The 26,504-nt window shown below is 60.6% G+C and carries 52 protein-coding genes and 2 tRNA genes; 28 read left to right on the top strand and 26 right to left on the bottom strand.

Translation table 11 applies throughout. From position 1 onward, the window contains the following. Position 1 precedes the first annotated feature (1 nt). The 15 genes from QX126_RS16480 to QX126_RS16550 all read right to left on the bottom strand — a co-directional run bounded on the left by QX126_RS16480 (position 2) and on the right by QX126_RS16550 (position 6,536). Positions 2-151 (bottom strand): hypothetical protein, encoded by a 150-nt coding sequence (locus tag QX126_RS16480; protein ID WP_315782288.1) that lies wholly within the window; start codon positions 149-151, stop codon positions 2-4. Continuing rightward, positions 151-348 carry a hypothetical protein gene (locus QX126_RS16485; RefSeq protein ID WP_315782289.1) on the bottom strand — a complete coding sequence of 66 codons (198 nt, stop codon included), beginning with the start codon at positions 346-348 and terminating at the stop codon, positions 151-153. Before QX126_RS16485 ends, QX126_RS16480 begins: the two co-directional genes overlap by 1 nt. A 641-nt stretch (positions 349-989) precedes the next feature. Beyond that, positions 990-1,175, bottom strand: a complete 186-nt coding sequence (locus QX126_RS16490; protein WP_315782290.1) for a hypothetical protein — start codon at positions 1,173-1,175, stop codon at positions 990-992. Positions 1,176-1,203: 28 nt separating this feature from the next. Then, positions 1,204-1,710 (bottom strand): hypothetical protein, encoded by a 507-nt coding sequence (locus QX126_RS16495; RefSeq protein WP_315782291.1) that lies wholly within the window; start codon positions 1,708-1,710, stop codon positions 1,204-1,206. 177 nt (positions 1,711-1,887) lie between these two features. Next, the gene (locus tag QX126_RS16500) at positions 1,888-2,082 is read right to left on the bottom strand and encodes a hypothetical protein (RefSeq protein WP_315782292.1); all 195 of its coding nucleotides are present in this window, start codon (positions 2,080-2,082) and stop codon (positions 1,888-1,890) included. Positions 2,083-2,101: 19 nt separating this feature from the next. Then, positions 2,102-2,314, bottom strand: a complete 213-nt coding sequence (locus QX126_RS16505) for a hypothetical protein (RefSeq protein ID WP_315782293.1) — start codon at positions 2,312-2,314, stop codon at positions 2,102-2,104. After that, positions 2,311-2,646 carry a hypothetical protein gene (locus QX126_RS16510; protein ID WP_315782294.1) on the bottom strand — a complete coding sequence of 112 codons (336 nt, stop codon included), beginning with the start codon at positions 2,644-2,646 and terminating at the stop codon, positions 2,311-2,313. The genes QX126_RS16505 and QX126_RS16510 overlap by 4 nt, the downstream gene beginning before the upstream one ends. After that, positions 2,643-2,819, bottom strand: coding sequence for a hypothetical protein (locus QX126_RS16515; RefSeq protein ID WP_315782296.1), 177 nt, complete (start codon positions 2,817-2,819; stop codon positions 2,643-2,645). Before QX126_RS16515 ends, QX126_RS16510 begins: the two co-directional genes overlap by 4 nt. Positions 2,820-2,921: 102 nt before the next feature. Next, on the bottom strand, positions 2,922-3,161 hold the full coding sequence (locus QX126_RS33565; protein ID WP_409999104.1) for a ribosomal protein L7/L12: 240 nt from the start codon (positions 3,159-3,161) through the stop codon (positions 2,922-2,924). Between the two features lie 362 nt (positions 3,162-3,523). Beyond that, positions 3,524-3,694, bottom strand: a complete 171-nt coding sequence (locus tag QX126_RS16525) for a hypothetical protein (RefSeq protein ID WP_315782298.1) — start codon at positions 3,692-3,694, stop codon at positions 3,524-3,526. A gap of 517 nt (positions 3,695-4,211) precedes the next feature. Beyond that, positions 4,212-4,496: a hypothetical protein gene (locus QX126_RS16530; RefSeq protein ID WP_315782300.1), complete on the bottom strand. Its 285-nt coding sequence runs from the start codon at positions 4,494-4,496 to the stop codon at positions 4,212-4,214. A 114-nt stretch (positions 4,497-4,610) separates the two neighbouring features. Further along, on the bottom strand, positions 4,611-4,874 hold the full coding sequence (locus QX126_RS16535) for a hypothetical protein (RefSeq protein WP_315768452.1): 264 nt from the start codon (positions 4,872-4,874) through the stop codon (positions 4,611-4,613). A gap of 15 nt (positions 4,875-4,889) precedes the next feature. After that, entirely contained in the window at positions 4,890-5,087 is a 198-nt protein-coding gene (locus tag QX126_RS16540; RefSeq protein ID WP_315782302.1) for a hypothetical protein, read from the bottom strand. After that, positions 5,084-5,560 (bottom strand): hypothetical protein, encoded by a 477-nt coding sequence (locus QX126_RS16545; RefSeq protein WP_315782304.1) that lies wholly within the window; start codon positions 5,558-5,560, stop codon positions 5,084-5,086. Before QX126_RS16545 ends, QX126_RS16540 begins: the two co-directional genes overlap by 4 nt. Positions 5,561-5,756: 196 nt before the next feature. After that, entirely contained in the window at positions 5,757-6,536 is a 780-nt protein-coding gene (locus QX126_RS16550) for a hypothetical protein (protein WP_315782306.1), read from the bottom strand. Positions 6,537-7,331: 795 nt separating this feature from the next. Between QX126_RS16550 and QX126_RS16555 the strand changes: the two genes are divergently transcribed. Both QX126_RS16555 and QX126_RS16560 read left to right on the top strand, forming a co-directional pair. After that, the gene (locus tag QX126_RS16555; RefSeq protein WP_315782307.1) at positions 7,332-7,955 is read left to right on the top strand and encodes a hypothetical protein; all 624 of its coding nucleotides are present in this window, start codon (positions 7,332-7,334) and stop codon (positions 7,953-7,955) included. 388 nt (positions 7,956-8,343) lie between these two features. Next, positions 8,344-8,655, top strand: a complete 312-nt coding sequence (locus tag QX126_RS16560; RefSeq protein WP_315782309.1) for a hypothetical protein — start codon at positions 8,344-8,346, stop codon at positions 8,653-8,655. 114 nt (positions 8,656-8,769) lie between these two features. On the opposite strand, the gene QX126_RS16565 is transcribed toward QX126_RS16560, so the two are convergent. Continuing rightward, positions 8,770-8,922 carry a hypothetical protein gene (locus tag QX126_RS16565; RefSeq protein ID WP_315782311.1) on the bottom strand — a complete coding sequence of 51 codons (153 nt, stop codon included), beginning with the start codon at positions 8,920-8,922 and terminating at the stop codon, positions 8,770-8,772. 706 nt (positions 8,923-9,628) lie between these two features. Between QX126_RS16565 and QX126_RS16570 the strand changes: the two genes are divergently transcribed. Further along, the gene (locus QX126_RS16570) at positions 9,629-9,763 is read left to right on the top strand and encodes a hypothetical protein (protein WP_315782313.1); all 135 of its coding nucleotides are present in this window, start codon (positions 9,629-9,631) and stop codon (positions 9,761-9,763) included. Positions 9,764-9,971: 208 nt separating this feature from the next. After that, positions 9,972-10,184 (top strand): hypothetical protein, encoded by a 213-nt coding sequence (locus QX126_RS16575; protein WP_315782315.1) that lies wholly within the window; start codon positions 9,972-9,974, stop codon positions 10,182-10,184. 65 nt (positions 10,185-10,249) lie between these two features. On the opposite strand, the gene QX126_RS16580 is transcribed toward QX126_RS16575, so the two are convergent. Further along, on the bottom strand, positions 10,250-10,390 hold the full coding sequence (locus QX126_RS16580) for a hypothetical protein (RefSeq protein ID WP_315782316.1): 141 nt from the start codon (positions 10,388-10,390) through the stop codon (positions 10,250-10,252). A gap of 283 nt (positions 10,391-10,673) precedes the next feature. Here QX126_RS16580 and QX126_RS16585 point away from each other — a divergent pair, with 283 nt between their 5' ends. Next, a complete protein-coding gene (locus tag QX126_RS16585; RefSeq protein ID WP_315782318.1) occupies positions 10,674-10,937 on the top strand; it encodes a hypothetical protein in 264 nt (87 codons plus the stop codon). 210 nt (positions 10,938-11,147) lie between these two features. Here the strand turns inward: QX126_RS16585 and QX126_RS16590 are convergent, their stop codons facing one another. From QX126_RS16590 to QX126_RS16630, 9 genes are all read right to left on the bottom strand, one after another. After that, on the bottom strand, positions 11,148-11,318 hold the full coding sequence (locus QX126_RS16590; protein WP_315782320.1) for a hypothetical protein: 171 nt from the start codon (positions 11,316-11,318) through the stop codon (positions 11,148-11,150). 26 nt (positions 11,319-11,344) lie between these two features. Then, positions 11,345-11,470 carry a hypothetical protein gene (locus tag QX126_RS16595; protein WP_315782322.1) on the bottom strand — a complete coding sequence of 42 codons (126 nt, stop codon included), beginning with the start codon at positions 11,468-11,470 and terminating at the stop codon, positions 11,345-11,347. Between the two features lie 6 nt (positions 11,471-11,476). Next, a complete protein-coding gene (locus QX126_RS16600; RefSeq protein ID WP_315782324.1) occupies positions 11,477-11,866 on the bottom strand; it encodes a hypothetical protein in 390 nt (129 codons plus the stop codon). A gap of 19 nt (positions 11,867-11,885) precedes the next feature. Continuing rightward, complete coding sequence (locus tag QX126_RS16605) at positions 11,886-12,047, bottom strand: hypothetical protein (RefSeq protein ID WP_315782325.1); 162 nt, start codon at positions 12,045-12,047, stop codon at positions 11,886-11,888. Between the two features lie 115 nt (positions 12,048-12,162). Beyond that, the gene (locus QX126_RS16610) at positions 12,163-12,396 is read right to left on the bottom strand and encodes a hypothetical protein (RefSeq protein WP_315782327.1); all 234 of its coding nucleotides are present in this window, start codon (positions 12,394-12,396) and stop codon (positions 12,163-12,165) included. Between the two features lie 50 nt (positions 12,397-12,446). Beyond that, a complete protein-coding gene (locus QX126_RS16615; RefSeq protein ID WP_315782329.1) occupies positions 12,447-12,590 on the bottom strand; it encodes a hypothetical protein in 144 nt (47 codons plus the stop codon). Positions 12,591-13,049: 459 nt separating this feature from the next. Further along, complete coding sequence (locus tag QX126_RS16620; protein ID WP_315782331.1) at positions 13,050-13,262, bottom strand: hypothetical protein; 213 nt, start codon at positions 13,260-13,262, stop codon at positions 13,050-13,052. 752 nt (positions 13,263-14,014) lie between these two features. Next, a complete protein-coding gene (locus tag QX126_RS16625) occupies positions 14,015-14,284 on the bottom strand; it encodes a hypothetical protein (RefSeq protein ID WP_315782333.1) in 270 nt (89 codons plus the stop codon). Then, positions 14,281-14,721, bottom strand: a complete 441-nt coding sequence (locus QX126_RS16630; RefSeq protein ID WP_315782335.1) for a hypothetical protein — start codon at positions 14,719-14,721, stop codon at positions 14,281-14,283. The genes QX126_RS16625 and QX126_RS16630 overlap by 4 nt, the downstream gene beginning before the upstream one ends. A gap of 587 nt (positions 14,722-15,308) precedes the next feature. On the opposite strand from QX126_RS16630, the gene QX126_RS16635 reads away from it, so the two are divergent. From QX126_RS16635 to QX126_RS16745, 23 genes are all read left to right on the top strand, one after another. Beyond that, positions 15,309-15,482, top strand: coding sequence for a hypothetical protein (locus QX126_RS16635; protein WP_315768421.1), 174 nt, complete (start codon positions 15,309-15,311; stop codon positions 15,480-15,482). A 72-nt stretch (positions 15,483-15,554) separates the two neighbouring features. Next, positions 15,555-15,851, top strand: a complete 297-nt coding sequence (locus tag QX126_RS16640; protein ID WP_315782337.1) for a hypothetical protein — start codon at positions 15,555-15,557, stop codon at positions 15,849-15,851. A gap of 91 nt (positions 15,852-15,942) precedes the next feature. Next, a complete protein-coding gene (locus QX126_RS16645) occupies positions 15,943-16,257 on the top strand; it encodes a hypothetical protein (RefSeq protein WP_315782338.1) in 315 nt (104 codons plus the stop codon). Further along, positions 16,254-16,685, top strand: coding sequence for a hypothetical protein (locus QX126_RS16650; RefSeq protein WP_315782340.1), 432 nt, complete (start codon positions 16,254-16,256; stop codon positions 16,683-16,685). The genes QX126_RS16645 and QX126_RS16650 overlap by 4 nt, the downstream gene beginning before the upstream one ends. Further along, a complete protein-coding gene (locus QX126_RS16655) occupies positions 16,672-16,926 on the top strand; it encodes a hypothetical protein (RefSeq protein ID WP_315782341.1) in 255 nt (84 codons plus the stop codon). Before QX126_RS16650 ends, QX126_RS16655 begins: the two co-directional genes overlap by 14 nt. Next, positions 16,917-16,980 (top strand) — tRNA-OTHER (locus tag QX126_RS16660). Before QX126_RS16655 ends, QX126_RS16660 begins: the two co-directional genes overlap by 10 nt. A gap of 30 nt (positions 16,981-17,010) precedes the next feature. Continuing rightward, the gene (locus tag QX126_RS16665) at positions 17,011-17,205 is read left to right on the top strand and encodes a hypothetical protein (RefSeq protein WP_315782343.1); all 195 of its coding nucleotides are present in this window, start codon (positions 17,011-17,013) and stop codon (positions 17,203-17,205) included. A gap of 6 nt (positions 17,206-17,211) precedes the next feature. Continuing rightward, positions 17,212-17,286 (top strand) — tRNA-Gly (locus tag QX126_RS16670). A 16-nt stretch (positions 17,287-17,302) separates the two neighbouring features. Beyond that, entirely contained in the window at positions 17,303-17,548 is a 246-nt protein-coding gene (locus QX126_RS16675; RefSeq protein ID WP_315782344.1) for a hypothetical protein, read from the top strand. Between the two features lie 209 nt (positions 17,549-17,757). Continuing rightward, positions 17,758-18,237: a hypothetical protein gene (locus QX126_RS16680; RefSeq protein ID WP_315782346.1), complete on the top strand. Its 480-nt coding sequence runs from the start codon at positions 17,758-17,760 to the stop codon at positions 18,235-18,237. After that, positions 18,234-18,587 (top strand): hypothetical protein, encoded by a 354-nt coding sequence (locus QX126_RS16685; RefSeq protein ID WP_315782348.1) that lies wholly within the window; start codon positions 18,234-18,236, stop codon positions 18,585-18,587. Before QX126_RS16680 ends, QX126_RS16685 begins: the two co-directional genes overlap by 4 nt. Before the next feature lie 2 nt (positions 18,588-18,589). Further along, entirely contained in the window at positions 18,590-18,853 is a 264-nt protein-coding gene (locus QX126_RS16690; RefSeq protein WP_315782350.1) for a hypothetical protein, read from the top strand. A gap of 328 nt (positions 18,854-19,181) precedes the next feature. Further along, on the top strand, positions 19,182-19,385 hold the full coding sequence (locus QX126_RS16695; protein WP_315740106.1) for a hypothetical protein: 204 nt from the start codon (positions 19,182-19,184) through the stop codon (positions 19,383-19,385). Positions 19,386-19,675: 290 nt separating this feature from the next. Continuing rightward, complete coding sequence (locus QX126_RS16700; protein WP_315782351.1) at positions 19,676-19,870, top strand: hypothetical protein; 195 nt, start codon at positions 19,676-19,678, stop codon at positions 19,868-19,870. Between the two features lie 7 nt (positions 19,871-19,877). Next, positions 19,878-20,297, top strand: a complete 420-nt coding sequence (locus QX126_RS16705) for a hypothetical protein (RefSeq protein ID WP_315782354.1) — start codon at positions 19,878-19,880, stop codon at positions 20,295-20,297. Further along, positions 20,294-20,623, top strand: coding sequence for a thioredoxin family protein (locus QX126_RS16710; protein ID WP_315782355.1), 330 nt, complete (start codon positions 20,294-20,296; stop codon positions 20,621-20,623). Before QX126_RS16705 ends, QX126_RS16710 begins: the two co-directional genes overlap by 4 nt. A gap of 67 nt (positions 20,624-20,690) precedes the next feature. Next, positions 20,691-20,840 carry a hypothetical protein gene (locus QX126_RS16715; RefSeq protein WP_315782357.1) on the top strand — a complete coding sequence of 50 codons (150 nt, stop codon included), beginning with the start codon at positions 20,691-20,693 and terminating at the stop codon, positions 20,838-20,840. A 15-nt stretch (positions 20,841-20,855) separates the two neighbouring features. Then, positions 20,856-21,395: a hypothetical protein gene (locus QX126_RS16720; RefSeq protein WP_315782358.1), complete on the top strand. Its 540-nt coding sequence runs from the start codon at positions 20,856-20,858 to the stop codon at positions 21,393-21,395. Positions 21,396-21,793: 398 nt separating this feature from the next. Continuing rightward, positions 21,794-22,489 carry a hypothetical protein gene (locus tag QX126_RS16725; RefSeq protein WP_315782360.1) on the top strand — a complete coding sequence of 232 codons (696 nt, stop codon included), beginning with the start codon at positions 21,794-21,796 and terminating at the stop codon, positions 22,487-22,489. 73 nt (positions 22,490-22,562) lie between these two features. Then, a complete protein-coding gene (locus tag QX126_RS16730) occupies positions 22,563-23,069 on the top strand; it encodes a hypothetical protein (protein ID WP_315782362.1) in 507 nt (168 codons plus the stop codon). 69 nt (positions 23,070-23,138) lie between these two features. Beyond that, the gene (locus tag QX126_RS16735) at positions 23,139-23,360 is read left to right on the top strand and encodes a hypothetical protein (RefSeq protein WP_315782364.1); all 222 of its coding nucleotides are present in this window, start codon (positions 23,139-23,141) and stop codon (positions 23,358-23,360) included. Positions 23,361-23,378: 18 nt separating this feature from the next. Continuing rightward, positions 23,379-24,839 carry a phage terminase large subunit gene (gene terL / locus QX126_RS16740; protein WP_315782366.1) on the top strand — a complete coding sequence of 487 codons (1,461 nt, stop codon included), beginning with the start codon at positions 23,379-23,381 and terminating at the stop codon, positions 24,837-24,839. 20 nt (positions 24,840-24,859) lie between these two features. After that, positions 24,860-26,476: a DUF4055 domain-containing protein gene (locus tag QX126_RS16745; RefSeq protein WP_315782368.1), complete on the top strand. Its 1,617-nt coding sequence runs from the start codon at positions 24,860-24,862 to the stop codon at positions 26,474-26,476. The last annotated feature ends 28 nt before the right edge of the window (positions 26,477-26,504 follow it).

Below are 26,504 nucleotides of genomic sequence, written 5' to 3' on the forward strand. Positions count from 1 at the left end.
GTCAGTGCTCCAGAGTCTCGAGATAGGCCATGCCGGCCGGCGTGATGTGCAGCTCGCCCCAGATCACGACAGCAAATCCCGCGAACAGCGCGCTCCACTGCGGACCGAGGAAGGCCAGCGCCTTATAGGTTGCGGCTTGTATCGAGAGCATCAGCTTGCTCTGCTCGGCAGCACGTCCAACCAGCCGGCGAACCGGCCGTAGTGATCGGGACGCAGCTTGATCAACGCATGAAGATCCTCGCGGGTCATCGGGTTGGTCGGATGCGCGACCATCTCCATGAATGCGATGTCAGCATCAGCGAGCCGGCGCCTGGCTCTTTCGTAGTGCTGCAGCTGTGTCTGCGTCATTTGCATTTGCCTTCAAACAAAGCCCGAGACGCACCTCGGGCGGGAATGGGGTGCCGGGCCTACATGGCTGCACCTCGAATTGCACCAGCGGAATTGGTTGGCCCGCCGCTGGTCGGGCTATGGGTCCGGTCGCTCCCGGCTTCACCGGTCATAAAACGTAGTCGCACTCAGGTTTCAGAAAGGTTCGATTACTTCTTCATGGCCTACCTCCGTTGCTCTTGTGTGAGCGCGGCGATCATCCGGATTTGGCAGCTGCCAGCATATACAGCCGGGCTCACTTGCTATGGGTGAGGATGCCCGCGCTCGCACAAGAGCAAGGTTGGCCGGCTATACCGCCGGCCTCGGTGTCGCGATTTTGGCTCGCGTAGCGCTTTCATGAGAGCGGGGCTTTGTTGTCCGCTCAAACGAACTCCGTTCATTGGGTGCCGTCACAGCCAGGCGCACGGTTGCACGCGCCTTAAGCTCAGGCTCTGAGTAAGAACCGTTGCGGATTTCCCCTGCCTTTGCGAACAGACCGCTTCTACTGCTCGCGGGGCCTCGTGCTGAGCCGGGAGTCGAACCTCCGACTCACTCATTCCTGACAAAGATCGCATCTAGGATCAGTGCGATGATCACAGAAACGGGGTTGGGAAGTCCCATCATCACACCGGCTCTCCGACGAACTGGCGGATGCCGGCCTTGAGCTGTGCATCATCAGCGCCCTCTGCGATCAGCTTCTCCGCAAGGGCGTAGATGCGCGGGATCGCCGTCATCGAGAGGATCATGCCGGTGATGGCGCGCTGGATGCGGTCGGCATCGATCTTCTGCTGCGCTTTGGTTCGTTTCATGCTGACTCCTCTCGGAATGTTGCGGCGCTCATTGGTCTAGCGCCCGCAGCAGCTGCTCGTCAGCGGCCGTGAACTCCGGCTTCGGGACCTTGGCTCGTACCTGATCGATCGCAACCTTGGTAAGGCCGTTATCGTCGGCCACGACGTCCAGATCACGAATCAGCTCGGCATAGTTCCAGGCGTGATCGGCGGTCCAGTGAAACTCGTTGTCGTGAATCTGCTGCAATTGCTTGAGCAGTTCGACGTGCTGGCCGAACCAGGACGGAATCTGGCCTCCGTAGTGCTTCACCAGTGCATGAACATCGGAGCCGTCCGAGGAACTCTCCGGATCATCCATATCCGGATCGTAGTTCTCATCCGGCAAGAAGTAGCCTGCCACGCAGACCCGGCCGTCATCTCTGCGGTAGACGCATTCGTAGCCAGCGCAATTGCGTGTGCTGGGGATCGCGGACGGCCCTTCGGACGTGGCAAAGAAGACGCAGGCCTGATCGAAGACTTCCTGAGCGCTAGGCACGTGATCGAAGATATGCGGCATGGCTGGCCTCAGTGGCTCGTGTTGCGATGGATGATCCGGCGAGCCTCGCGCTTATCAGCGCATGAGAGGCGTTCGCCAGCGTGATAGCGGCGGACCAGCTCGGACTCATAGGCGGCGGAGCGGGTTTCGATCGTCGGACCGGGCGACAGGACTCGCTCGATCTCACGGAGGAGCTGGTTAGTCGTCGGCATCGTCATCCTCCTCGTCGATCTCTTGCTCGGAGTTGGCGATTTCCATTCCAGCGCTGGCAACCTCTTCAAGATCTCCGGCAATGACGTCGTCGCCGAGCGCAATGGGCGGGGCTGCGAGCTTGTCGCGTGCCAGGGCAAAGAGGCCCGCGTCATCGATGTTGCCCTCGACCTCGAGGATCACGAGAACAGCATGCTTCATGTCAGCTCCTCGCAGCCTTGTAGCGCTCCAAGATCTCATCGAACTCGGCGCCGTTCGGGATGTCGTCGACTGCGGGATTGGGATGCGCGGGATCGCCGCACCACTCGCAGTAGTAGCCGTCCTCATCGAGCACCGCGGTCCTGGCGCACACGGGACAGCTTGGTGGGGTGAAACCGCACAGATCCTTCCAGAGCTTATCGCTGGCCTCGGTCATGTCAGCTCCTTGCCGGCGATGCCGCCGGTCAACACGTGGGCTTCGCAGTTGGGGTAGACCTTGGCGTACGTCCGGAGCCACTCCAGCTTGAGCGTGGAGATGGCGGCTTCGGCCTCGGCCACGGTGTCGAACTGGCGGGCGTTACTGCGCCAGCTGCTCCACAGCTCGGTCTCGCTCCATGGAGCGACCCGGCTTGTCAGGTAACGGACGTCGCGCTTGCCTGTGTGATCGGCAGCGATGCCGTTCCACGTCGCGACGACGAATGTCGCGGAATTGTTGACGCGATCGATCGTCTCTTGGCTCGGTGGCTTGAAGCCTTCGGGAAATCTCATGCGAACACCACGAACAGGAACGCGGCGAGCTTGGTGAAGCCGGCACAGGTGGCGATGATGCCGATCAGCGGGCCGATGGTGATCGCGCCGACGAACGCCACGGCGAGCAGAAGGCCGAACAGCGGCTGCATGCGGGCCTGCTGGCGGCCCGGCGGCGGATTGCGTCGGACCATGTCAGCCTCGCCAGATGTAGAGGAAGGCGCCCAGGGCGGAGAGGATCATCCCGCCGGTGATGATGTATTCGCCGATGTGTCCGTGCATGGTCAGGCTCCCGGTCAGCCTTCGGTGGAAAGGATGTACTGGATATCTTTGATCGCGCTCATGAGCGGATCTGTCGGCGCAGCCTCGGCGGCTTCGACGAGGCTTTTGGCGTGGACCAGGCCGAGGCCGGTGATCTCACGCAGCGCCTTGATGGCAGCGATCTTGTTGCTGCCGATCTGCCGCGACCGGCCTTTCTCGGCGTCGACGACGTAGCGGACCAATCTGGCGATGAAGTCTGTGTCGAGCGTGATCATGTCGAACGTCGTTGGCGTGTGCATTTGCACGAAGGCGAAAGCAAACGCAAGGGCGCATGTGTGCCCTCGGCATGGAACTTTGGATGGTGAGATGGCCAGGGCACGGATCGAACGTGCATGGTAGCCATCCGGCGTTTGCGACCCCAAAGCCCGTTACCGGGACGTGCCTTCACGCCTGGCCATCACACCATCCAAGGGGCAAGCCCTTGACTTTCCTTTGCATTTCGGATAGAAAATGCAAACGAAGTTGACTGGATTGGCACCAGATCAGGGGGCGGGAACAGCGAAAGTTCCGGTCCAGGAAATTGGTCGATTAATTCCCGAAAAACCCCGTCAGAAATTCCCGCGAGGGAATTTCGGCCTCATTTTCCGAAGGCCGCCTGAAGGTACTCGAACGCCATACGGACCAAGCCGGCCGAGGCTTTGCCAGACCGCAGAAGGTAGGCTACCTCGTTCAGGGCGTAGCACTGTTCCAGGGTCTTCGAGGGGGCAAAGCGAAGCTCCTGATAGAGCTTCTGAAGCATGTCGAGCATGATTGGCTCCGTGCGTTAGAGTTGACGAAACTTCCAAGAAACAGCCGAAAATCCAGGGGCCGCCCGATCGCGGGCCGCCGGACAAGCACACCCTCAAGAGAGAGCAGAGACAGGGGATGCAGAGGGGACAGGGGAGGGAGCAGAGGCAGGGAGACCAGGAGGGTGGAGGCTAACCACCCAATCGGACCCACCAGTCTCGACGGTCACCTAAAGCCGGCAAATCGATGCAAATCGACGCCAGAGCGCACGGTTCGTCGATCTCAATCTTCCCTCGCCATAAAAGACAAATTTGCATTTTCACGCCTCAACGCACCCTGGAAACACCAGATCTAGTGTGCTGAGGGGTCAAAATGGTCCCAAAACCGGGTCTGAGACCCCCTTTTCGAGGCCTCAGGCACCAGATGTTGTGTTCACCACCAAATTCCTCCGGTGATCCAGCCGGCGCTTGCGGCTGCGAGGATGAGGATGGCGCTCAAGAGCGGGTCGACGCGGTACGAGAACAGACCCATGGCGAGCCTCACGCTGCAAACGGCTCGGAGAGGGGCTCCTCGTAGGCGCCGTCAGCGGTGACCTCGACGATGTGGAAGCCGTGATCGGGGTGGATGCCCTTGCCGTTCTCGAAGGGCTTGCCGGGGGCGTAGCGGGTTCGCATGTAGTCGAGCCACTGCTCGGCCTCGAAGCGCTCCACGTCGTTATTGAGCATGATGCGACCGGAGCGATCGCGGATATTGAACAGGCCGGGGACGGGTACGTCGTCTTGGGAGACCAGCTTGAGCCAGTCGAGGGCAGGGATGATGGTCATGGCAGTCACCATGTGTTCGAGTTGGCGGGGCGTGGGAGGCGCAAAGAAAAACGCGCTGCGGAGGGTGCAGCGCGTTGCTCAGATCAGGTGAGATGGAGGGAGGGGCGGCAGACCTTACGGTCGCAGGATGCGCTCGAGGATCGCCAGGGCGGCGATGCCGGCTGCGACCATTCCACCGAGGCGGACGGTCAGGCGCAGCACCGCGTTGTCGATTGCTGCGGTCAGCTCGGTCTTGGTGGCAGCCAGGTCAGTCTTGGTCACAAGCTCGGCCATGATGAAGTCCCTTGCGGCTTCCGCCTGGGCATCGGCCTGGGATCGGGGGACACCCCCATCCTGCAGCCGCTTCGAATAGCCGAGCGTATCAAAGGCGTAGGCCATAGTCATTCCTCATGGTCACCATTTCAGGGGGCGGTTCTGCTCGATCAGGTCGTCGATGAGACGGACCGCTTGGTCCCCTCGCTCGTCCTTCTCGAGTGCGGTGTGGAACATCGCCGCGTAGGTCCGCTTCTGTTTGCGGGATAAGCGACAGCGAATGTGGCGCCCGAGCCGGGACAGCCGGCCTTGCGCCTCCTCGAAGCGCGGATGCATCATCGGAAGCCAGCCCCGGTGATGGTGATCCGTTTTGAGAACGGGTTGATGGTGATGGTCGCGGTGTCGCGGCCACGGCCATCGGTGACGTGGAAGGTGCGGTGCCGGCGCATGTCGTCCGGCAGCATGCAATCGCGTTCGGTGCGATCGGCGATCTTACGCTTGCGAGGCGCTTCACGGCGGATGCGCGAGGCGGGGGCAGGCGAGTAGATCGACTTCGGCTCGTACTGGCCGGTCTTACCAAGGCGATCTGGGATCTCGTTGTGCTCCCACTCGTCGTAGAAGCGATCGAAGGTGGCCTTCTCCTCAGCCGCCTTCAGCTCGGCCTTGGTCGGCAGGCGCGGGGCAGGGGGTGGGCCGAAGTTTGCGGCCAGCCAGTCGCGATCGCGGTCCAGCGCTCTCTCGTACTGAGCCTCGCGCTCGGCACGGTCGATGATTTGGCGCGCAGTGGGGCGTTCGATGAAGCGCTTGCCCATCGCAGGTCTCCAGAGATTTGAGGGTGGGGGTCTCAGCTGCGGCTGAGGGAAAATTTCCAAACCCGGCCAGCTCGCGCTGTGTGTCAGCGCCGGCCCCTGCCGGAAAAAGTCAAAAAAAAGACCGCACCGAAACCCCGCCCGGTGAGCCGGGCAGGGCTTGGTCTACTCCGCGGGATTTGGTTTCGCCGTGCTGCCCTTAGGCGGCTTGGGCCGGGATGAGAGTCGGGGCTTCCGCCGGGGCTTCGCCGAACACCGACTCGATGGTTTCGTCCGTTGCGGCGCGCTTCGCGACAATCTCATTGAGCCGCCGAATGAGAACGGAGAGTTCCCCGTCCGTCATGCCGTCCGCCCGCTTGACGATCGACTCGATTGCGTCAACCTGCTTTTGCGGCTTGTCGACGGACAGCGCGGCCGTCATCTTGGCGAAGGAACCGCCATAGGTCCGCTTGACGAAATCCGTGAAATTCTGCACCAGCGCTTCGCCCGATGCGCCGGCCTTCTGCTTTGCCAGCATGTCCCGAATGACGTCCGCGTGATTGGTGCAGACGTCCGTCATCAGGCGGAAAGACCACGTGCGAAGCTTGGACAGCCCTTCGTTGAGCTTGGCGCCTTCCGGCTTGGCGAATTGCGTTTTCACGCTCTTTCCGCCGTCGATATATTCGGACACGGCAGCCTCACGCGCCTTCTTGTCGCGAAGCGCCATGAAGCCGGACACCAAATGATCCGTGTCGCGCCACACCGGGTTTCCCTTGCTGGCGAAATACTTCAGGAAGGCGCGGAACACCTTCTTGTTTTCCTTGTCGTCGATTCCCTTATCGGACTCGGCGAGCTCCACTTGCTTGTTTGCCATGACAAGGGCCAGCGAAACGGTGCCCGTGAACGCGGCGGCATCGTCCGCCTTGACAGCCCTGACGGCCGCATCAAGAACGATTTGGCCAAGCGAGCGCGCGGGGGTAGCATTCTGAGTCGTGGTCATCGTCGGTTCCCTTTCCTTTGCTCTAGATGCAGTTTCCGGGAGGTGCCGGAAGATTTCGGCGTGGAGACAAAGGTTTCCCGTGCTCTGGAAAGCTCTCTTTCCTGAGTTCCAGACGAGTCGAGCGACTCGTATCGCGTGAGAAACCTAGACCGTGTTCCGAAACTCCCGTTTGCTCGTTTGCATCTGACATCTAGACAATAGTTGATAATGCAAATCCTTCAAGAAAAAGATTTCTTTGCAAAATCAATGGCTTATATTTCTGACATTCCGAAGACTTCGAGTTTAGCTATTAGTTCAAGGCGAAAAGCGCAATGAAAATAAATGGATATCGAAAAATCATACAACTAATAGCTTTTGCATTACGCTCATATGCAAATGTGCATGCCTCGTATGCAAATGGCAGGTTCCCTCCCGCGAGGTGCGTGTACGGGAAATCCGAATTTTTTATGCGAGCAGGGGGCTGGCATGGCCGTCACCCCCACACTTCGAACCGCCAAAAGGGCCTTTTTCGCTGGCCGAGGACCCTCCCCCTCCAAATGGGCTCGTCGGCTTGCAGAAACGGGGGCAGGAGAGCGCAAACAGGGCTGGCCGCTAACTCTGTACCATGGCTGGCGCCACTCACAGGCGGCCCGCGCTGCGCCTCGGCGGCCCAATAATGCAAATGGGGGTGGCCTCGAAAAAGACCCCACCCCTTTCGGGAGGTTCATCCTTCGGTAGACGCAAGGAACTGATGCGCCTACGCTCGTCGTTGTCATGATCCCGATAGTTCTAGAACCGCAGAGAGGTTGTATAAACATGGGTTCTGCAGCGGAATACGCCCGCGAGATATTCCTACTCTTAATTGGGATTGTTACAGGCGCGGTGGCGACGCGATTTATGGCCACTCTCTTCCAGTCCAAAGATTACAAAGCCAGGTTTGACCAGCTTGATCGGTCGCGCAACGAAGCCGTTCTGAGCGTTCTTAAAGACCACGAGCTTACTGATGAGCAAAAGGCTCTGGCAGAAGTAAGAATCAATCGCGATTTCGCCCGTCAGCTCGAACTCCTGGATTTGGAGTTTACCGGAACAAATCGGTCGCTGCTCTACATCGCCGCGATCGGCGGCTTGTTCGGGATGATAGTAGCATTCGTTCGATATTTTGACGTCTTCAAGACCTTGATCCAGCGCTTGATATCGTCCCCAGCAGCTGCTGCGGCAGTTGCATCAGAGTCTGCCAGCAGATCAGATCTTGCTCCCTTCATCCCGTACTTAGTGATGGTGATCATCGTTGTCTTGAGCGTATCGTTCCTCGCAGCGCTTTGGGTGGTGTTGACCACCGAAGAAAACAAAGCAAATGCGGCTAGGATCAAGGCGGCCGCTGACATAGTAAAAACATTCGGCGGGTTTTTCACCGGCCTCGCGACGACGTTGTTTCACTGAGAAGGTGTATTCCACAAGGCGCCGACAAAGACCCGCCCATTCCTGGAGGTTTACCGCCGCGATCTGCGTCGCAACGACGCTTATTTTCCGTCCGGCTGATCCTCAAGACGATCGTTGTCGACATTCCACGAAATTCCGGGGAGCGCTTCGCGCTAAAGGATCATCATCGGTCTGGTCGCCACGGCAACTGCAGCGACCAGGACGAGAAGTGACGCAACGACGGTGGCAGCCACGGATGGAGCATGCGTCACAACGGTGGCGTCGGCGTCGTTTTGAAAATGGCCGGCGAGCGCTTCGCGGTGATATTGCAAGAGCCGGCCCTGCGGTCAGACATGGAATGACCTTGGATGTTCGAGTTATGATCCAGGGGCACAGGGAGGCTGGCGCCATGCGAAAGCGGGTGGGATGGGTGCTTGTTGTCGTCGGAGGTCTGATAGTCGCCTCAGGGGTTCTTTTCGTCTTCGGCAGCATCCTCGTTTGGCTCAAGGAGGGCACGGCGAGTCCCCTGGGCATCAACCAGTTCTGGGGCGGTGGGGACCTACAAACGGAATGGGTCGGCCTGAACAAACTCGCTGACAAGTTTCGCGACATTCCGATGGGGGGCGTCATCGCGTTCGGCGGCCTTGCGGTGGTTTGGCTTGGGATCGGGTGTCTCGAATGGGCCGAGAAGTCTGAGGCCAAACGCTATTCTCGCTACTAAGTACCTCGGGCGGCCCATACGCCGTCCTAATCGGGTGTCACCCCTTTCGATCGGCTCAGCGGCGCGGCGCCCTAAGAGCGCATTTGCGGCGAGCGCTCCGCGCTGAGTTCACGGTCACCGCTGGTTGGGGAAGAGGTGGATGGCCTGTCCATCGGCTGCCCGGACTACGGCTCTTGCCATCGCCGCTGGGGCGAACTCGAGATTCGCCATCGCCTCGGCCACGCCTTGGCGGTCCAGCTCGAGCACGATCGCCTCGGTCACCTTCATGGCCCTGGCAGAGTTGGCGGTGAGGTGGGTCAGCCGGCACCATACTCTGCATTGGCGGGTATGACGAGCGCTCCGCGCTACAGAGCCTGAGACGGGGCTGGATCCTATAGTTGCCCGCGCCGCTCTGACGCGATCATGGCAGGGCGAGCGCATCGCGCTACGCTGCCGGAAATATTGACGCTTCGTTAACCGCCAACTCGAAGCAAAGGCGCTATATTCACCTCCGAGGTGTGGCGATGATTTGCAAGGATGTTCTTGTTTTGGTCTTTTCGGGATAGCAAAGTGAATTTTCTTGCATCGAATTCGTCGAAGAAGATCAATGGGTTATGGTGTTATGACGCCGTTTTACACTACGATCCCTTGCGAATTTTTCATTAAAGACTGATCATCCAGTTCATTGGTGCGTTGGACGAACGGAACACGAAGAAGGGACCAACTGGCCCGAGTGATGCATCATGGTTGATATTGGAGGTTTTTCTAAAGCGCCTCATGGCGCAGAGGAAAGGGCTATAAATTTCATGTGCTTATAGGGTCATGCCGTAATTCTACGGTACCGGGATCACCCGAATAGCATACCCATTCCTGCGAAGGCAGGATGAGGATCCGAGCTGGGGATCGCCCAGCCGGTGGCCGAAGGCGGGAAGCCTCCCATGCCGAAGGTCTGATGAGGATGGAGGGGAGGGGCATACGTCCGATGTGTCAGGACATGCTTCAGACTATAATCGGCCCCCTGGGGGTAGCCGGTACCGGAGTATTCGGGACCAGCTACACCCTGGTGGTGACCGTGATCGTCATCATCCTGGTGATCAAGGCGGGCACCTTGAAGCCGAAATGGATGTGACGACACGCTGACAACGTCCCGGCGCCGAGTGAGCTTTGGAACTGCTCGGCGCCGGCAGCGCATTTGAGCGCGATTTCGGCGGTAGATCAACCGATCATTTTACGGCTCGTTCCCGGAGAGGGCAGCGAGCGCTCCGCGCTGGTATCTCGAAATCGATTCCCGACGAGCGGTTCGCGCTACCGAAAGAGCGGGCAATAGGAGCCCTACAATGGCGGACTACACTCCGACCGAGGACGATCTTCGTATCTTGCAAACCGTTGAAGAGAAGGGCGGAATCACGGTGGATGCCTTCAAACTTGCGCCCTATCGGCTGCTTGAGGAGCGAGGCCTATTGGAGGGGCGAGCAGTGTCGATGGACGCTGTGCTCTACGAGATCACCGACGAGGGGCGAGAGGCGCTAGAGCAGTCGGCTCGTGACTGATGGGCGGGTCCGGCGAGCTGCTTGACCGCGCCGGCTACCGCATCGCGAAGAGTGACGCGGCGGTCTCATGGATAAGCGCGGTCGATGGCCACCGGCTTGCCGGTGCACTGACTGTCCGTGAGGCCGCAAGCAACCTTGATCCGGGCAACCGCCACGTCGAAGTCGTCGAAGGCGCTGCCCTCGAACCATTCGCCCCTGTTGAACAACTCGGCCTCATAGGTCGGAGTACCGAGCGGCGCGCGTCCAATGCCTCCGGGTAGTGGGTGACGTCGGTGACGCGACCGACCAGCTCGAGTCCGCTGCCATCGTCCTGGCTAACGACCGCCAGCTTGCCGAGCGGCGGCAAGCCATCATCACCTCTGTCATGACACCTCCTTGGAATTTGTGGCGAGCGCTCTGGGCTGGACTCTGTGGAGAGCGAGATCCGCGGGGTGCGCTCTCGCTCTGAAGGGAATATGCTGGGTTGAACATTTTTAAGGAGAACTACCGATGGCTTTGACCTTGAGAAACTGGATACTCTCAAAGACGTCCGGAGACGTCCGGGCAAAGGAATTTCAGATCACTACCAGCGATAAAACAACACTCAGCTTGTTCAGCCCTTTCGAGACCGGTGATGACTACATCGCTGGGTATGACACTGGTGGAAAACACAACAGGCTTGAGGTTGCCGTTCCATTCGCAAACATCAATCGGATGATGATTGTCACGACGAGGACCGCAAAGGAGGACGATGCGGAGAAGAACAGCTCATGATCTGCCGGAAGTGCTCATCGCGGAGGTAGCTCGTAAGCGGGGGGGCGGCCTGGAACCGGGGCATCGTGAAAGACGACCTCCTCAACCTTGTGCGCCGCGGCTGCTCCGCAGTAGCAGCGCTCACCCTCGCAACAACCGCTGATGAATTTTCCCATCCGCGTCCGTCAGCATTTCCTGGCAGAAAATGCAAGTGTCCTGCAAACGGCGCAGCTAGTCGTCGTCGGGCGGCAGCTTGGACAGAAGATGCGGCCAGTTGCGCTCGACGATGCAGCGGATCTCGGGATCGACCATCTCGATCGTATCGAACTCCTCGATCTGCTGGCGGATCTCCTCCAGCTCCTCGGGATCAAGCACGCGGCCATGCAGGAACTCAATCGGCATGTAGAGATGATACGCCCTTGCCGCGCTCAGCACCACACCATGTCGAGAGCCTCGGCATAGTTCAGAATGCAGTTCGACCAGTAGCCGGGGCAGGGATTGTCGCCGTGCTCGGCACGCTGCCGCTCGAACCACCTGAGTATTCGGTGGTCCACTGCCAATCATCCATAATTGGCTCCTGCTGCCCTGGCGGCCTCGATCCGGTCGTTCTCCTCCCCGCTGCAGAGGGCGCAGTCCAACAGGAACGATATCTGGTGGATCGGGCATATCCGCTGAACGTCATAGCCGGCGAGGGCTTTGCCCTGATCTCGCACGATAATGATCGGCCGCGGCTTGGAGGCCTCGATCTTGGCGAGCTGGCGGATGATGTAGTCGATCTCGGCGCGGATCGGCGCCACGCGATTATGAAGTACGGCCCATGCCTGGCTGGCGGCCTCGGTGTTGCCGAGGGCGAGGGCGCGGTCGACCTTCTGGCGGGCGTTCAGCTCCTCTTCGGCGAGCTGGCAGCCGAGCTGGTCGAGCCACGTCTGGACATCGGCGGGAATGGTCATGGCCGGCGAGTGCTCCGCGCTAATAATCCCAGGTTATGGCGTCGGCACGCCCGGTGAACACCATCCAGGCGGCCTGGAAGCGCTCGATGAAGCTGCGGCGGCGGCCCGCGAAGCGCTGACCGGTCTCGCTGAGGATGCGCAGCGTGTCTGGATGGGCGTAGACGATCAAGGTTGGTCGCATGGCCGGCGAGCGCTCCACGCTGAGACTCAAGACCGCGGCGTTGTGTAGCCGGCGGTCCAGCCGAGGCAGAACACGCCGACCAGGCCGAACGTGACGATCACGATCTGATCCCAGCTCATCGCTGCCCCACCGTCATGTCGGCTCTGTAGGCTTGCAGTAGCCGGATCAGCTCGTCGAGCTGCTCGGCATCGTAGGCGATCCAGGCGAGCGGTTGGCCCTGGATGATGGTGGTCAGCGTCACCTCGCGGCGCGTTGCGTCACGCATGCGGACGCCGATCATGTTGGACGCCTTCGAGGCCTTGGCCTTGGCGAGGGCGTCAGCGATCAGCTCGGTGATTGTGCAGGTCACGACAGCCTCTGCTCGCATGCGGTGATCACCTGGTCGCAGATGAAGATCGCCTAGGCTTCATCGACTGTCGCCGCCCCGAGCCTCGCCATGATGAGGTTCTGGATCATCCACTTTTCCGACAGCGCCTGCGCATGGAGCATCGGGCAGAGTGCGGCGCCCTGGAACTTATCGACCAGGCGGGCAGTCAGGCTCACTTCGATGATTTCGACGTTCCGAAATTGCATGCCGACCGGTTAGCATAAATGCAAACGAAATGCAAACGTGGCCGAACAGCAATATGTTACCTATGATCAAAAAAGAACATTGCGGGTACGAAATTCTTCTGGTACATTTCTGACATTCCGAACTGGAGATATTAATGTCTAGCCTAGTCCAACGCATTCGCACCCACCTGATCGACGAGCGCATTCACAACCGCGTTGAGGCCAACGCCGAGATCGACCTTATGACCAACGTCGAATTGGTCGAGGTGATCAGCTTCGTGCTCGATGACCTGCTTGCGGGACGGCCGACGTGGTCTCCGCTTCAGGAGCGCCGTTGCCGGCAGGAGTTTCGCGCAAGACACAGGGGAAACAGGCATCGCGGCCCGAGACATCTGAGGCCCCAATCCGCGACCGGTTCTCCGCTGCCCAATCGACCATGAGCGGTGTGAGTTACCGGATGATGCGGTAGCTCTTCACCCGCTTCTTCAGGGGCTCGCGCGTAGGCGTGTCTTTGCCGAGCGCCTGCTTCATCGCGATCCAGGCGTGCAGCATGAAATCGCGACCCTCAGCAGCTCCGATCAGGATCTCGATCGCCGTCTGCCAGGCGCGATGCTTCTGCTCTGCCTTAGGAAGGGAAACGATGTAGTCCGCGGCTTCCCGCAAGGTCCTTGCGGTTCTCCCATTGGGGAGCGGGATGGGGTCGTCGAAACGACTCGACCATGGCATGTCCGCGCAAAATCCGAGGGATCAAACGTCAACAGAAAATTATTCTGGTGGTATTCCGATGCAGCAAAATCAACCATTCATTAACCCGGGCGGACCAAGTTAACACTGAGGGCTTGAACGGAAAAGGCCCCGGGGATCCGGGGCCTTCGTACCGAGGTGAGACTTACCTGCGGAAGATCAGCAGGATAAGCTTGAGAATGTCGACGGCTATCTCGACGAGCCGCCAGAGATCATCGTGAGGAGTGGGCATGGGACTATGCCTCCTGATGATGAGAAGGGAATGGGGAGGGGGTGCGTCAACACAACCTCCCCGTTTCACCAGGCGGCCAATGACCTACCTGGCTTGCCTTCAAGCCTGCACCTTATCCCTTAATGAATTGTTTTTTCGCTGATCAGGTTAGAACTTCGTTCGCCATAACCGGTGCATCCGCTGAAGTCATCTCATTGATCATATGAGCTTTTTTGACCTTTCCCCAAGGTCCTCCAAAGCCTCCTCAACTTCATCGATATCTTGAAGATCGAGGTGTTGGTCTTCCCTAATCGCTTCGGCAACGAATCCGTCCGGCATCAGCGGGACTCTTTGCACATTGCAAAGGCGGCACGGCTCGCCAGGCGCTCCGCAGCCACACGCATGCTCTCCGCTGCCCCACGGCAAATCGGGGTGGGCCTCACAGACCCAACGAGCATTGCTACAGCGCAGGCAGATTTGCATCCGAATGATCCAGGACCCTCACATAGGTCCCGCTCTCGTGAATTTCCAGGATACCACGAACGAGCAGGAGGTCGAGGCCGGCCTTGTACTCGGCAGGCTTGCCGCCATCGACGAACAAGAATGGCCCGTTGATCTTCTCAATGTGGATCCTGCCGTCCTGGACCGGCGTGATCGTGCGGATGATCTCCATGAGCCGGCGGGCGGCAGCCTCGGCGTTCGCGTAGGGGCGGTCCTCTGTGAGCTTCATGCTCCCATTCCTTTGTGAGCTGTGATCGCATGCTGACTGAACGTCCTGAGCGCGATCTCCTCGCCGCAGAAGCAGCGCGAAATCCCGTCCGGGTTCTGTGTCGGCAGCCGGCACTTCTCGTCCCACATGCGATCCCTCCAGGCCGTGAAGTCGCGGTGCTCGCGCCAAGCATTGAGCTGCTGGTCGGTGATGGTCGGCCGCAGACGGTTCCAGTCGCGCTCGAAGCCGGCTCTGGCTTCCTCGAATGAGGATGCCGTACCGGATGTATCCTGGCCTGGCTCGCGCCCTGGGTAGAATCCGCACCTCCATCCCCATTGTGGCAGGTGGGTCGGAGCGCCAGAGACCAGGCCGATGTGACCCACCCTGACGTCCCCAAAGTAGATCAGCCAGCCGCCTTCACGATTGGCGTCTCGATCCAGCCGGCGGGTGAGTTCCATGAGTAGTCCCGTGTGCTTTTCGTGGTTGGCCATCGACCAAGGCCCGGTCCTGACCCGGGCATGGGGCGAGGGCGCTATCGCGCCCAGATCTGAACCGAAACAGGGCGCCGCGGGGATGGGGGAGGGTGTCAAACTGGCCGACACCCCCTGTCAAACTGGCTGACACCCCCTGTCAAATTGGCCGACACCAATAACCGTATACTAGAACCCTCACTATAACCCCCACTCCAACCATGTCATCTCCGCCTGCCGGCGGGCGCCGGCCACGTCATCTGCAGCCGGTCAGGGATCAGGTTCCGTGATTTGCATTCGTTTTTGCTTTTTTTGCATTCACCCCTTGACGAATGTCGTGTATTGGGGTACAGAAGCGCTAGATTAGCATTCCTGCAAATTCAAGAAACCTCACAGTTCGCCCCGATCCCGGGAACGCCGGCCTCCACCGCTGGCGAGCCCCGGGGGACGGCGCGGAAAGGATCACCTGTGGCTCCCCTCGTTTCCCTCGTCCTGACGCCGGCCGTGTGTGCAGCCGTGCTCGGAGTGTTCTGGCTCGCCCAGTGGATGGGCATGCCTCCGGGAGCGCGGTCGTGATGTTCGCTGACATCGAGTTCGTCGTCGTCCTCTGCCAGCTGGTCCTCAAACTCGTCACCCTCGGCTTCTGCGCCATGATCCTCATCACGATTCTCGCTCTCGGCACTCACCTCGTCGAGAAGATCAACGGGCGCTCCAAGCCAGAGCAGCCCAAACGGCATCGGCCGTTCTGAACCAGTTTCCCAGAGACCGGTGCTTGCCTACGGCACACCGGCTCACCCATTCAAAGCGAGAAGGCAGGCCTCATGGGCGTGAGCGCTGAACTGACCGCGAAGGCGCAACTCGCTTTCGAAGACGAGCTGAAGCTGTGGACGCGCCACGGCACCTGGCGACCGGGCATGACCCAGCTGCGCAGGGACGAGACCCGCGCCATAGCGGCGCCGATCGGGCCAGCAGATTTCCCCGTCGATGCGCTCATCGAGCAAGACGTCGTCTCGGACGATCTGGTCCATGACTACCTTTTCTTCCGCGCGATGGAGAAGGCGCTCGAAGCCGTGCAGAGCGACATCGTCAACGCGGTAGTTGCAGCGGAGACCGCATGATCCCGCAGGAGATCACCCAGATCCTGGTCGGTATCGCGATCGCGATCGCCTTCATGGTCATCGTCGCAGACGTCGATGCAGGGAAGACCTGATGCCGAAGGGTGACTACAAGATCCCGTTCGATAAGGACGGCAACCAGCAGCATTGCGCGGACAGCTGGACCTCTGGGCTTGAATGGCGCGACAACGTGCCGTTTGTGGCGACGCTGACCTATGCCGGCTACAGCCGCGGCCGGTCCGCAGCAAATTTCGACTTCAGGGACCACAACGGCAAGCTCGTGGTGGTCTTCCTGAAGGACTTCGAAGCCATGGTCACGCACCTCGTCAACGGGTCTGTGACCGGCTCCTTCAAGTTCATCAAGCGCGGCCAGAACTACGGCTGCCAGCTCATCGAGGCCGGCGCATGACCACGATCGCCTACAAGAACGGCGTGATGGTAGCCGACACGAGGATCATCAAGGGATCGACCATCACCGGTCAGATCACAAAGATCGTCCGACGAGACGACGGAGCGCTATGCGGCGGCTCCGGCAACCTCAATTGGGTCCAGGCATTCCATCGCTGGTTTCTGGACGGAGAAGAGGGCGAGCCACCTGAGCTTGGTGACTACGACTGCGGGCTGATTGCCCGCAAGGATAGCGCCGAGGTCGAAATGTTTGAGACCGGAGGATCGTTTCGCTTCGAACCTAACTGGGTCGCGATAGGCTCCGGCAAGGAATACGCCTACGGCGCCATGTGCGCTGGGGCGGATGCAGATGAAGCTGTCGAGATCGCCTGCATCTATGATCCAGGATCAGCCGGCCCACGAACGGTGCTTCGACATGACGAAGCCTGATCCGATTTCGACATCGCCTCTCGCCATGCAGGCCTACCAGATCATCAAGCATCTGGACCAGGTCGTCGGCACGGTCCAGGCGCAGGCCTGGATGGCCAGCGGAAACGAGATGCTTGGCGGCCTGACGCCGGTCGGCGCCATCAAGGAACGCCGGATCGACGACGTCCTCAAAGCCAAGCGCGCCGTCGCCATGGAAAAGGGGATCTTCGAGGAGCCCTTCCTGCCGCCTTCGCTGAAGTAGTTCAGTGGGAGAACGCCCGCAGGGGATGCGCTGGTTCGAGCCCAGTCTTCGGCAACCTGAATGTCAACTCAAAGGGAACTGGAAATGACGGGTCACTATCCGGCAGCGTATTTCGCGCTGCTCTACATCGGGTGCTGGGTCACCTCCATCGCGGCTTTGGTGACCCACGTCATCAGCTGCGTCAAGGCGGCCTCCATCGCGCTCTTGATCATCGGGATCATCCTGCCACCGGTTGGCGTGATCCACGGTTGGGGCATCTGGCTCGGCTTCTGGACGTAGTCATCTGCGGGGGTAGCTCAGCGGGAGAGCACCTGGCTTCCAACCAGGGTGTCGTGGGTTCGATCCCCACCCTTCGCTCCAACCAAGGACCTGTTCCATGAGGAACGCTATCGTCGCGGCGAGCATCGATATCGCCGAGCAATACATCTCTGCCTTCGATCTCGATACCCGGCACTGGCGCGTGTTTCGGCACGGCGACATGAAGCTTGGCTACCAGTTCGACCGCATCGTGATCATCCGCCCGCACTGGCAGGTCACGTCCAGGCAGGTAGTCGATTTCGAGGATCAGGCTCGCGATTGGATGGGCCGGCTCGCTCGCAACGGGCACCTCACGATCATCTGACTATGTCGACCGACAAGCCGGCCGGCATCGCGCTCGCGGTGCTGCTGACACTTTCCGCTGCCATGAACCTGGCTGCCGTCCTAAAGGCAAGCCAGGCCGCGCCAGCTACGTGATCTGGCAGACCTCGATCGAGCGCGGCTTTACCTTCAACCCCGCCGAGATGCGCTCCAGCATCTGACCGCTCGCTGAGACGAGCCGGAGTTTCCGACATGAAAGCCCTGGTCCGCCCGGCTCTGGCCGGGCTCTTTGCGCATGTCTTCACCCATGCCGACGCCACCGTCGTGATCAAGAACGATCCCGGCGGGAAGATTGTCGACCTCATCGACAACTACTCGCGCCTGCGGGCCTCAGGAGAGGCCGTGGTGATCGATGGCGACTGCGCCACCGCATGCACCATGATGCTCGGAATGCTTCCCAGCGCCCAGTTCTGCGCCACCCAGGCGGCAGCATTCGGCTTCCATACCGCGACCTCGCCATGGCGCGATGAGAATGGCGTCATGAGGGAAGGGCACGCCGTCGAGATGTCGTCTCTGATGTGGCGGACGTATCCGCCGCGGGTCCGCAAGATGATCAAGGACATGGGCTGGAATGGTGACCGGCCAGAGATCCCGCACCCCGACGTCATCTGGGTCAAGGGAACCAAAGTTCGCCTGATCGCGCGTGACTGCACGAAGGACGACCTGAAATGACACGCGGCGCTTTGCCGAATCGCCGCCAGCTTCCGTCAACGATCAAGATCGGGATCTTCGTCTACCAGTTGGAGCACTGGGATCCCGCTGTCGCGGACGAGCAAGACCTGATGGGTCTGTGCGACCGCTTCAACTTCATCATCCACGTTCGAGACGACCTTCCGGACTCATCGTTCGCTGAAGTCCTCGAACACGAGATCAATCATGCCTGCTGGCACGCCGCCTCGCTGAAGAGCCGCGCCCAGGAGGAGACCGTCGTGAACCGGCTGACGCCGGTCATGATCATGGCTCGCCGCGACAACCCCGCGATCTACGCCTGGATCGATCGGGCCATCGCCCAGAAAGACTGACCATGCGCAACGCAATGGTTGCCGACACCAAGAAGCACGCCGAGGTGATGATCTCCTGGCTGCAACTTGACCCCAAGGACTGGGAGCCCGTCACCTACGGGCAGAAGATCGCCAAGCTGTATTCGAACTCGCTGCTGGTCTACCCGGCCCGCGGCGTCTCAGACGAGCACTGCGACTGGGTTCTGGAGCAACTGATCCCGAGCACCAGCATGGCGATCGACGCGCTGCCGCAGCGCTGGCGACTCCCGCAGGAGCGTATCGCCTGATGGCTACGAAGAAAAAGAAGAAGAAAAAGATCTCCAGGGCCAGGATCATCACCGATCTGCGCCTGGAGCGCAAAGCGCGGGCGCGTCGCAAGGCCGCCGGCTGACGAACACGAATACCCGGAGCTGTTGTGTAACAGGGAGCTGCGTCAAATAGCGCAGACCGTCTGACCCTGCCCGGCCGCACGGCTGCGGGGTTTCCCTCCTTTACCCGCCCCGTGCTGCTCCGAGAACAAACCAGCCGGCGCCCACCGGCTGCAAAACCTCGGAGCCCCATAAACGCCAACCAAGAAGAAGAACAATGGACAAGGTACGAGAGTTTCGGGCTCGAGTGCGGATTCGTTGGCATGCCTTCATCGCCGCTCTCACCTGCGCCACGCCGGTTCTGCTGCAGCAGCTCCAGGTCATCGACCTGAAGCCGCTCCTGACCCAGTATATGAGCGCAGAGCTTGCGGCCGTTGTGATCGGCCTGCTGCCGTTCTACATCGCGCTGCTGCAGCCCATGATCCACTTCGAGGATCGCAAGGACAAGTGAGCACCGCCGGCACGGCTCGGGTCGCCCCCGCTGCGTGCCGGCAGACCCTGAGCGCTCAGGGACATCGGGCGGAAATCCCGACATACAAGCCCCATCGAGCGACGATGCCAATCAAGCATCCAGCGCGGGAACCGCGCCGTGGCGTTGCTGACCCACAAGCCCCTAAAGACGATAGGAGTCGGGTCGCTCATGGGCATGAATTTGAGGCCCTTCATGGGACGACGAACACGATGCGACGACAAAGGCCCTCGTCCCGCAGACCGTCACGCCCCCGCCAGGCTCGGCTTGCCGTGCTTGTGTTTGGCATCCTCGACAAGGTCGAGGCACTGATCGAGCAGCAGGGCGGCTCCACCAAGATCACCTGGGACTATGCCACGGTGTTCGATCGACACGACCCGCTGATCCTGTCGCTATCGGCGGCACTAGATCCGCCGGTCACGGCCGAGCAGATCGACGCAATGTTCGAGCTGGCCGCAACCCTCTGAGTAAACGATGAGCCTGCTTTTCAGTCTGCTCGGGATGATCCCGGGCCTGGCCAATGGTTTCCTGACCTGGCTCAACAAGAAAACCGACAGCGATCTTGAGAAATACAAGACCGCGGTCGGATCTGACACGACGCTGAACGTCGAAGACATCAGGGCGAAGGTCGAGATCGCCAAGATGATGAACCAGCAGCGGTCCGAGGATCGTGAGCACTGGTTCACCGCCTGGATGGTTCCAGCGGCATTCGGCGTCTTCCTCTCGCATGCAGCTGCAGTCGTCTTCGACTCCATGCCTCTGCTCGGTCACGAGATCGGCACCTGGCATGTAGCCGAACTTCCTGGTCAGTACGCCAGCATGCAGAACAACGTCATCCTGACCGTCTGCGGTATCGGCGGCGTGTCAGCCTTCAAGAAGATCTTCAGCCGATGAAATCCCTCACGGACAGCACCACACTCCAAACGGTCCACGGGGCCAAGCATCCCATCGTCATCAAGTTCGAGGCGCGATGGTGTCAGCCCTGCAAGGCCATGAAGCCGATGCTGGATGACATCGAGAAGCAGCTTGACGGCAAGGTGGCTTTCTACGTCGCAGACGTCGAGCAGTGCATGAATGCCGCTCAGCTCTACCGCGTCAACCAGGTCCCAGCCCTCGTCGCGATCGACAAGGGTGTCGTGATCGCAAACCGGGTCGGCGCCGGCTCCAAGGCTGAGATTTTGCAATGGATCAGAACGGCGATCCCTGGGGCCAAGGAATAGGCTCCACGGTCGATTTCGACACGATGTCGATCGTCTAGGACGCGGGTTCGCCGTCCCGATCGTCGCCATGTTCAATCGCTTCGACGACGAGACCGACGATCACAACGAAGCCGAATACATCCTGGTCGAATGGCCGGGAGAGGGACTCGTGACCGCGATCGCGATCGAGGGCATCGTCAGCGAGGGTGCCGCGGTGATCGACGTCCAGCCCCACTGAACAAGAAGAACAAAAATGACCGACCTGCCCAAGCGTCGCCGCGGCCGGCCGACGAAAGAGGAGGCGGCTGCCCGCGAGGCAGCAGCCAAAGCCGCCGCCGAGAAGGATGCCAAGGAGACCGAGTTTCTCGATGAGCTTCTCGCTCGACCGATCGGTCGTCGCAAGACGAAACTTCTACCCGATGAGGACACGCTTCGTGCTCTGGCTGAGATCGCCCGCCTTTTCGGCACACAAGACGAGGCTGCCGCAATCCTCGGCGTAAGCCCTCGCACCCTGACCAACTTCTTCAACGTCTATCCTGAGGCGCGTGAGGTTTGGGATGACGGGCTGCAGCACGCCAAGGTCTCCCTGAGGCGCAAGCAGATGGCGCTGGCCGACAAGAACGCGCCGGCATCCATCTTCCTCGGCAAGAACTACCTCGGCCAGAAGGACGAGAACCACACCAACCTCAACGTCCGCAAGGAGGCCTCCGAGATGTCGGAGGATGAGCTGCTCGAACTCGCGAGCCGCGCAAAGAAGCCGAAGGCGGAGGAGAAACCAGAGAGCGTTCACTGATGGGAAGCCGGCGTCCACTCGAAGAAGATGTGCGCCGGCAACGCATCGCCGCGCTCATGCGGCAGCCGCCGATCGTTGTGGCCACTCCGCACGACAAGCCTGAGCCCATAGGGGCTGAGCCGGCGCCAATCAAAAGGCAGGAGCGATATGAGCAAGAGCCAGCCACCGAGCAGGCCGAAGCCGAAGCCAGAGCCGGAGCCACTGATGCCGATCTTCCCAGTCGTGATCTGACACCAATACCCGAGCCTGTGGCGCCTGTCGCCACGGCACTACCAGAGCCGGAGCCAGATCCCATCGTGGACGCTCCGGCCATCATTTCAGAACTGGACCCCATCAGGGCTGAGCCGGTCCACCCAAGGGAAGTTGCGCGACTTCCAGATCCCCCAAAGGAGAGAATCTTGCCTTTCGTTGCTGAGAAGCCCGCCGTCGTCGTCGTGGGCGCAGACAAGGGCGGTGTCGGCAAGACCACGCTGTCCCGCGCCATGCTGGACTATTTCAATGCCCAGGGCCTGCCCGTCCGCGCATTCGATACCGAGAGCCCGAAGGGGAGCCTGAAGCGCTTCTTCTCGTCCCTCACTGAGATCGTCAACCTGCGTGACTCGGATGATCAGGCCAAGGTGTTCGACAACATCGATACGTCCTCGATCACCCTGATCGACATCCGTGCCGGCCTGCTCACCGACACTCTCTCCCTGCTGGAGGACGTCGGCTACAACGAGATGGTCCGCACTGGCGCGATCAACAGCGCCGTGATGCACGTGATCGGCTCGACCATGGACTCGTTCGGCGAGATCGACCAGGTGGCAAAGCTGCTGGCCGGTTCGAAGCACTGCATCGTGCTCAACCGATACAACGGCGCCGACTTCTTCAAGGGCATCGACGAGGTGACACGCCAGGCGCTCGCGCTCGGCAGCTCGCTGATCGACATCCCGATGCTCGACCCGCGTGCGATGGAGCTGGTGGATGCGGCCGGCGTGCCGTTCGGCGAGTTCGAGAAGGATCCGAAGAACTCCTTCATGTACCGCGGCAAGGTCCGCAAGTGGGAGAAGGAGGTCTTCGCCCAGCTCGATGCGGCAGGCCTCAACATCGTCTGATCAGCAAGGACATCCCCGCGCTTCGGTTGCGGGGCTCTGCCTCCAATAACAACAAGAACACCTGAGGTGCTGAGTGTCCTTTTTCGATGAGTTTTCCGTCAAGCAGATGCTGCAGCAGCTCTTCCAATCCCATCAGGTTCACGACCGGATGGGAAGTGATCGCCTTACCGCGATCGAACGCCACCTCAACTATGTGAAGGATCTGCTCATGGCACTTACCCCCGAAGTCCAGGCCCTCGTCGACGCCAACGCGCAGCTGAAGCCTGCCGTCGAGGCGCTCAAGAGCAAGCTGGACACGGTGTCGGCCCAGGCCGCTGACCTGCAGGCTCGCCTGGACGCTGTCCCGGCCGCTGGCATCTCGGCCGAGGACCTGGACGCCATCAAGGGCGTCGCCGCCGACATCGCGACCACGGTTGCCGATGCCCAGGCTGCGGTTGCTCCGGCGCCGGCCGCCGATGCCGCTGTCGACGCGCCTGCCGCCGATGAAGCGGTCGAGGACGCTGCTCCGGCTGCTGACGCCACCGCTGCGGTTGCCGCCGTGCTGTCCGTCGACGCCCCCGCGGCGAACCGCAACATCTAAGACGAACGTCGTCGCTCTGGCCGGTGCTCAATGCATCGGCCGGAGTTCCAACTCGAGAAAATCAAGAAGATGTCCGCACTCACCACCCTGTCCCAGAAGGTGAACCTGGAGGACGCTCGTCTCATCACCGTGTCGGACCTGGTCCAGGACACCGATGGAAATTGGCTCCGCACCGTTCGCTTCTATGGCGACCCGATCGCCAACGGTTCTCCCACCGTGATGTTCGAAGTCCAGTCGCGCTCCGCCAATAAGGACGAGCTGACGATCCAGGCGCCTGGATTCAAGTTCTAAAAGGCCATCATCGTGAATTTGGTCACCGATGTCTCCCCCGAGGAGGCAGCGGCCGAGATCCTGCGTCGTAGGAGGGGCCGCGAGCACCTCATCGATTTCACCACCTACACGCTCCCGAAATACTACGCTGATACGTTCCACTACAAGGTCGCAGAGGCCCTTGAGCGTGTCGAACGCGGCGAGTGCAAGCGACTGATGATCTTCGCGCCGCCGCGGCACGGAAAGTCAGAGCTGTCGACCAGGCGTTTCCCCGCCTGGTTCATGGCCAGGAATCCGTCGAAGAACATCATCTCGGCATCCTACAACGGCGACTTCGCCACCGGCTTCGGCCGAAACGTCCGAGATATCATCAAGGGCAAGGAGTTCGAGCGCCTCTTCCCGCACATCAAGATCAGGCCAGACATTCGAGCTGCCGATGAATGGCAGCTCACGGACGAGTCCGGCGGCGGCCAGTATTACGCGGTCGGCGTCGGCACCGGCACCACCGGTAAGGGCGCCCATCTCTTCCTGATCGACGACCCGATCAAGGACCGTAAAGAGGTCAAGTCGGCAACGTTCCGAGACGACCAGTGGGATTGGTACCGCGACGTCGTCTACACCCGGCTCGAAGAAGACGCGCCGATCATTCTGACCCTGACCCGGTGGCACTACGACGACATCGCCGGCCGCATCATCGAGGCCATGGAAGATGGTAAGGGCCTCCCCTGGGAGATTCTGTATCTTCCAGCACTGCCGTGGGTGAAGAAGACCCCCGATGGTCAGCTGATCCTCAACGAAGACGGCACTGTCCCGGGCGACGCGCTCGGACGTAAGCCGAACGAGCCTCTGGCTCCGCATCGTTTCTCCTACGCGGCTCTGCAGGATCGTCTCGACGTTCTCGGCGAGCGCTCGTTCTCTGCCCTGTACCAGCAGCAGCCGATGTCTGACGACGGCGGCATGTTCCGCGCTGACTGGTTCGCTCCGGTCGCCGTTGCTGAGCTTCCTGCGCGCCGGGCAAAGGTGCGCGCCTGGGATTTGGCGGCATCTTCTGACGGCGACTACACGGTTGGCGTCCTGATGTCGAAGGACTCCAACGGGGTCTTCTACATCGAGCATGTCATCCGCTTCCGTGGATCGCCGCTCGAAGTCGAGAAGAAGATCCATGAGACCGCCAAGAACGACGGTCGCTCGGTCCAGATCTTTCTCCCGCAAGACCCAGGCCAGGCCGGTAAGAGCCAGGTGCAGGGCTTCATTCGCCGGCTCGCCGGCTACATTGTTAAGACTGCCCGCCCCACAGGATCGAAGGAAGTCCGTGCTGCCGCATTCGCTGCGCAGGCGGAAGCCGGCAACGTCAAGATGGCCCCAGGCTCCTGGAACGCCGTCTTCACGGACGAGCTGGAGACCTTCCCACTCGGCACCTACGACGACCAGGTCGATGCTGCTGCCGACGCATTCAACTCACTCCTCGGTCCGAAGAGAGCGGCGGTCCTTGACTGGTAACGTCAGGACATCTCACCACCATGGCAACCGCCACCCAACAGATCAAGTATACGCCGTCTCCGAAGGACGGTAACCCTGGACTGCTGTCGTCCGCCGCGACGACCATGCAGCAGCGCACGAGGATGCTCCGCGCCGTCTATGGCGGCACCGAAACCATGCGCGCCCAGGGTGCGACATTCCTACCTCAGTACGAGAAGGAATCCGACAGCCGCTATGCGGCGCGCTTGGCATCCACGTTCGCTCTCAACAAGCTGCGCGAGGCGGTGGATGCTGCATCGGCCAAGCCCTTCCGCACCTTGCTGAAGGTGATCCACAGCGATCCGAACCTCGATCTGTGGGTCCAGGACATCGATCTGATCGGCACACACCTGCACGTCTTTGCCCACCAGTTCTTCAACAATGCCATGCTGGACGGCATGTGCCACATTCTGGTGGACCATCCCGACACCTACAACATGAAGAGCCTGGCGGACCAGAAGGCGTCTGGCGCTCGGCCCTTCATGAAGATGTACAAGGTCGACGATGTGGCGGCAGCCTACGATGCGTATGTCGGCGGCGACACCAAGACCGTCCACGTCCGTATCCGCGGTCAGCGCGCCGATCGAGACGGCTTCAAGGAGGTGCTCTACAACCAGATGCGGGTCATCGAGATCGACCCGACGTCGAACGGGAAGGGCATCGTGCAGCTCTGGGAGCAGCTCGCAACCTCCGGCGGCTCCAACTGGACGTTTGTGGAGGAGACCCCGCTTACCAACATGACCGAAGTGCCGTTCGTCACCCTGTATGCCGGTGAGAAGGAGGCCGATTACCAGGTCCGTCCAATCTTCATCGATCTCGCCTACAAGCAGATCGAGCACTGGATCTCCAGCTCGGACCAGCGGTCGATCCTGTCCGCGGCTCGCTTCCCGATGTTGGCGTGCTCAGGCGTTCAGATCGACCCGGAAGATGAGGCACAGTTCGCCATCGGACCCTACAAGGTGCTCTACGCGCCCGAGGCCAATGGCCGCTGGTATTACGTCGAGCCCCGCGGCACCGCGATCGACTCCGGTATGAAGGACCTGGAGAAGCTCGAAATGCAGATGGACATGATGGCGCTGAACCCGGTCACGGGCACGCACCGTCAGTACGTCCCGCAGAACGAGCGTGACATCCAGGAGACCAGGGTCCACTCGGTTGTCCACGACATGGCGATCAACTGTCAGGATGCGTTAGAGCGCGCAATCCGCATGATGGGCAACTGGACCGGCGCCGACTACTCCAACGTCAACGTGGTCCTGAACACCGAGTTCTCGAACACAGCCGACCGCCTGGCTGAGGTCGCCCAGCTCGTCACTCTGTGGTCTCAGCGCGGCCTGTCGCGCGAAGTGCTGCTGCAGGAGATCAGGGATCGCAACCTGCTCGGCGACGAGTTCGACCTAAAGGCGGAACTTGCTTTGTGGCAGGCTGTTGACGAGAACATGCAGGCGGCCGGCGAGAACATGCTGCCGGGTCGGTGGACCCAGGCAGATCCTGCGAAGGCAGGCAACGGCACCGCGGCGCCAGCCAGAGGCAATGCCTCCACACCACCCGCGGGTAACCAAACTCAGCCGAAGCCGAACTTCCCGAATGGTTCGACGCGCCCGACGCCGCAGTTCTAATTGACTTGCATTCGTGCAAGTTGTAGGC

Source organism: Bradyrhizobium sp. SZCCHNPS1003 (genome assembly GCF_032381555.1).
GTDB lineage: Bacteria > Pseudomonadota > Alphaproteobacteria > Rhizobiales > Xanthobacteraceae > Bradyrhizobium.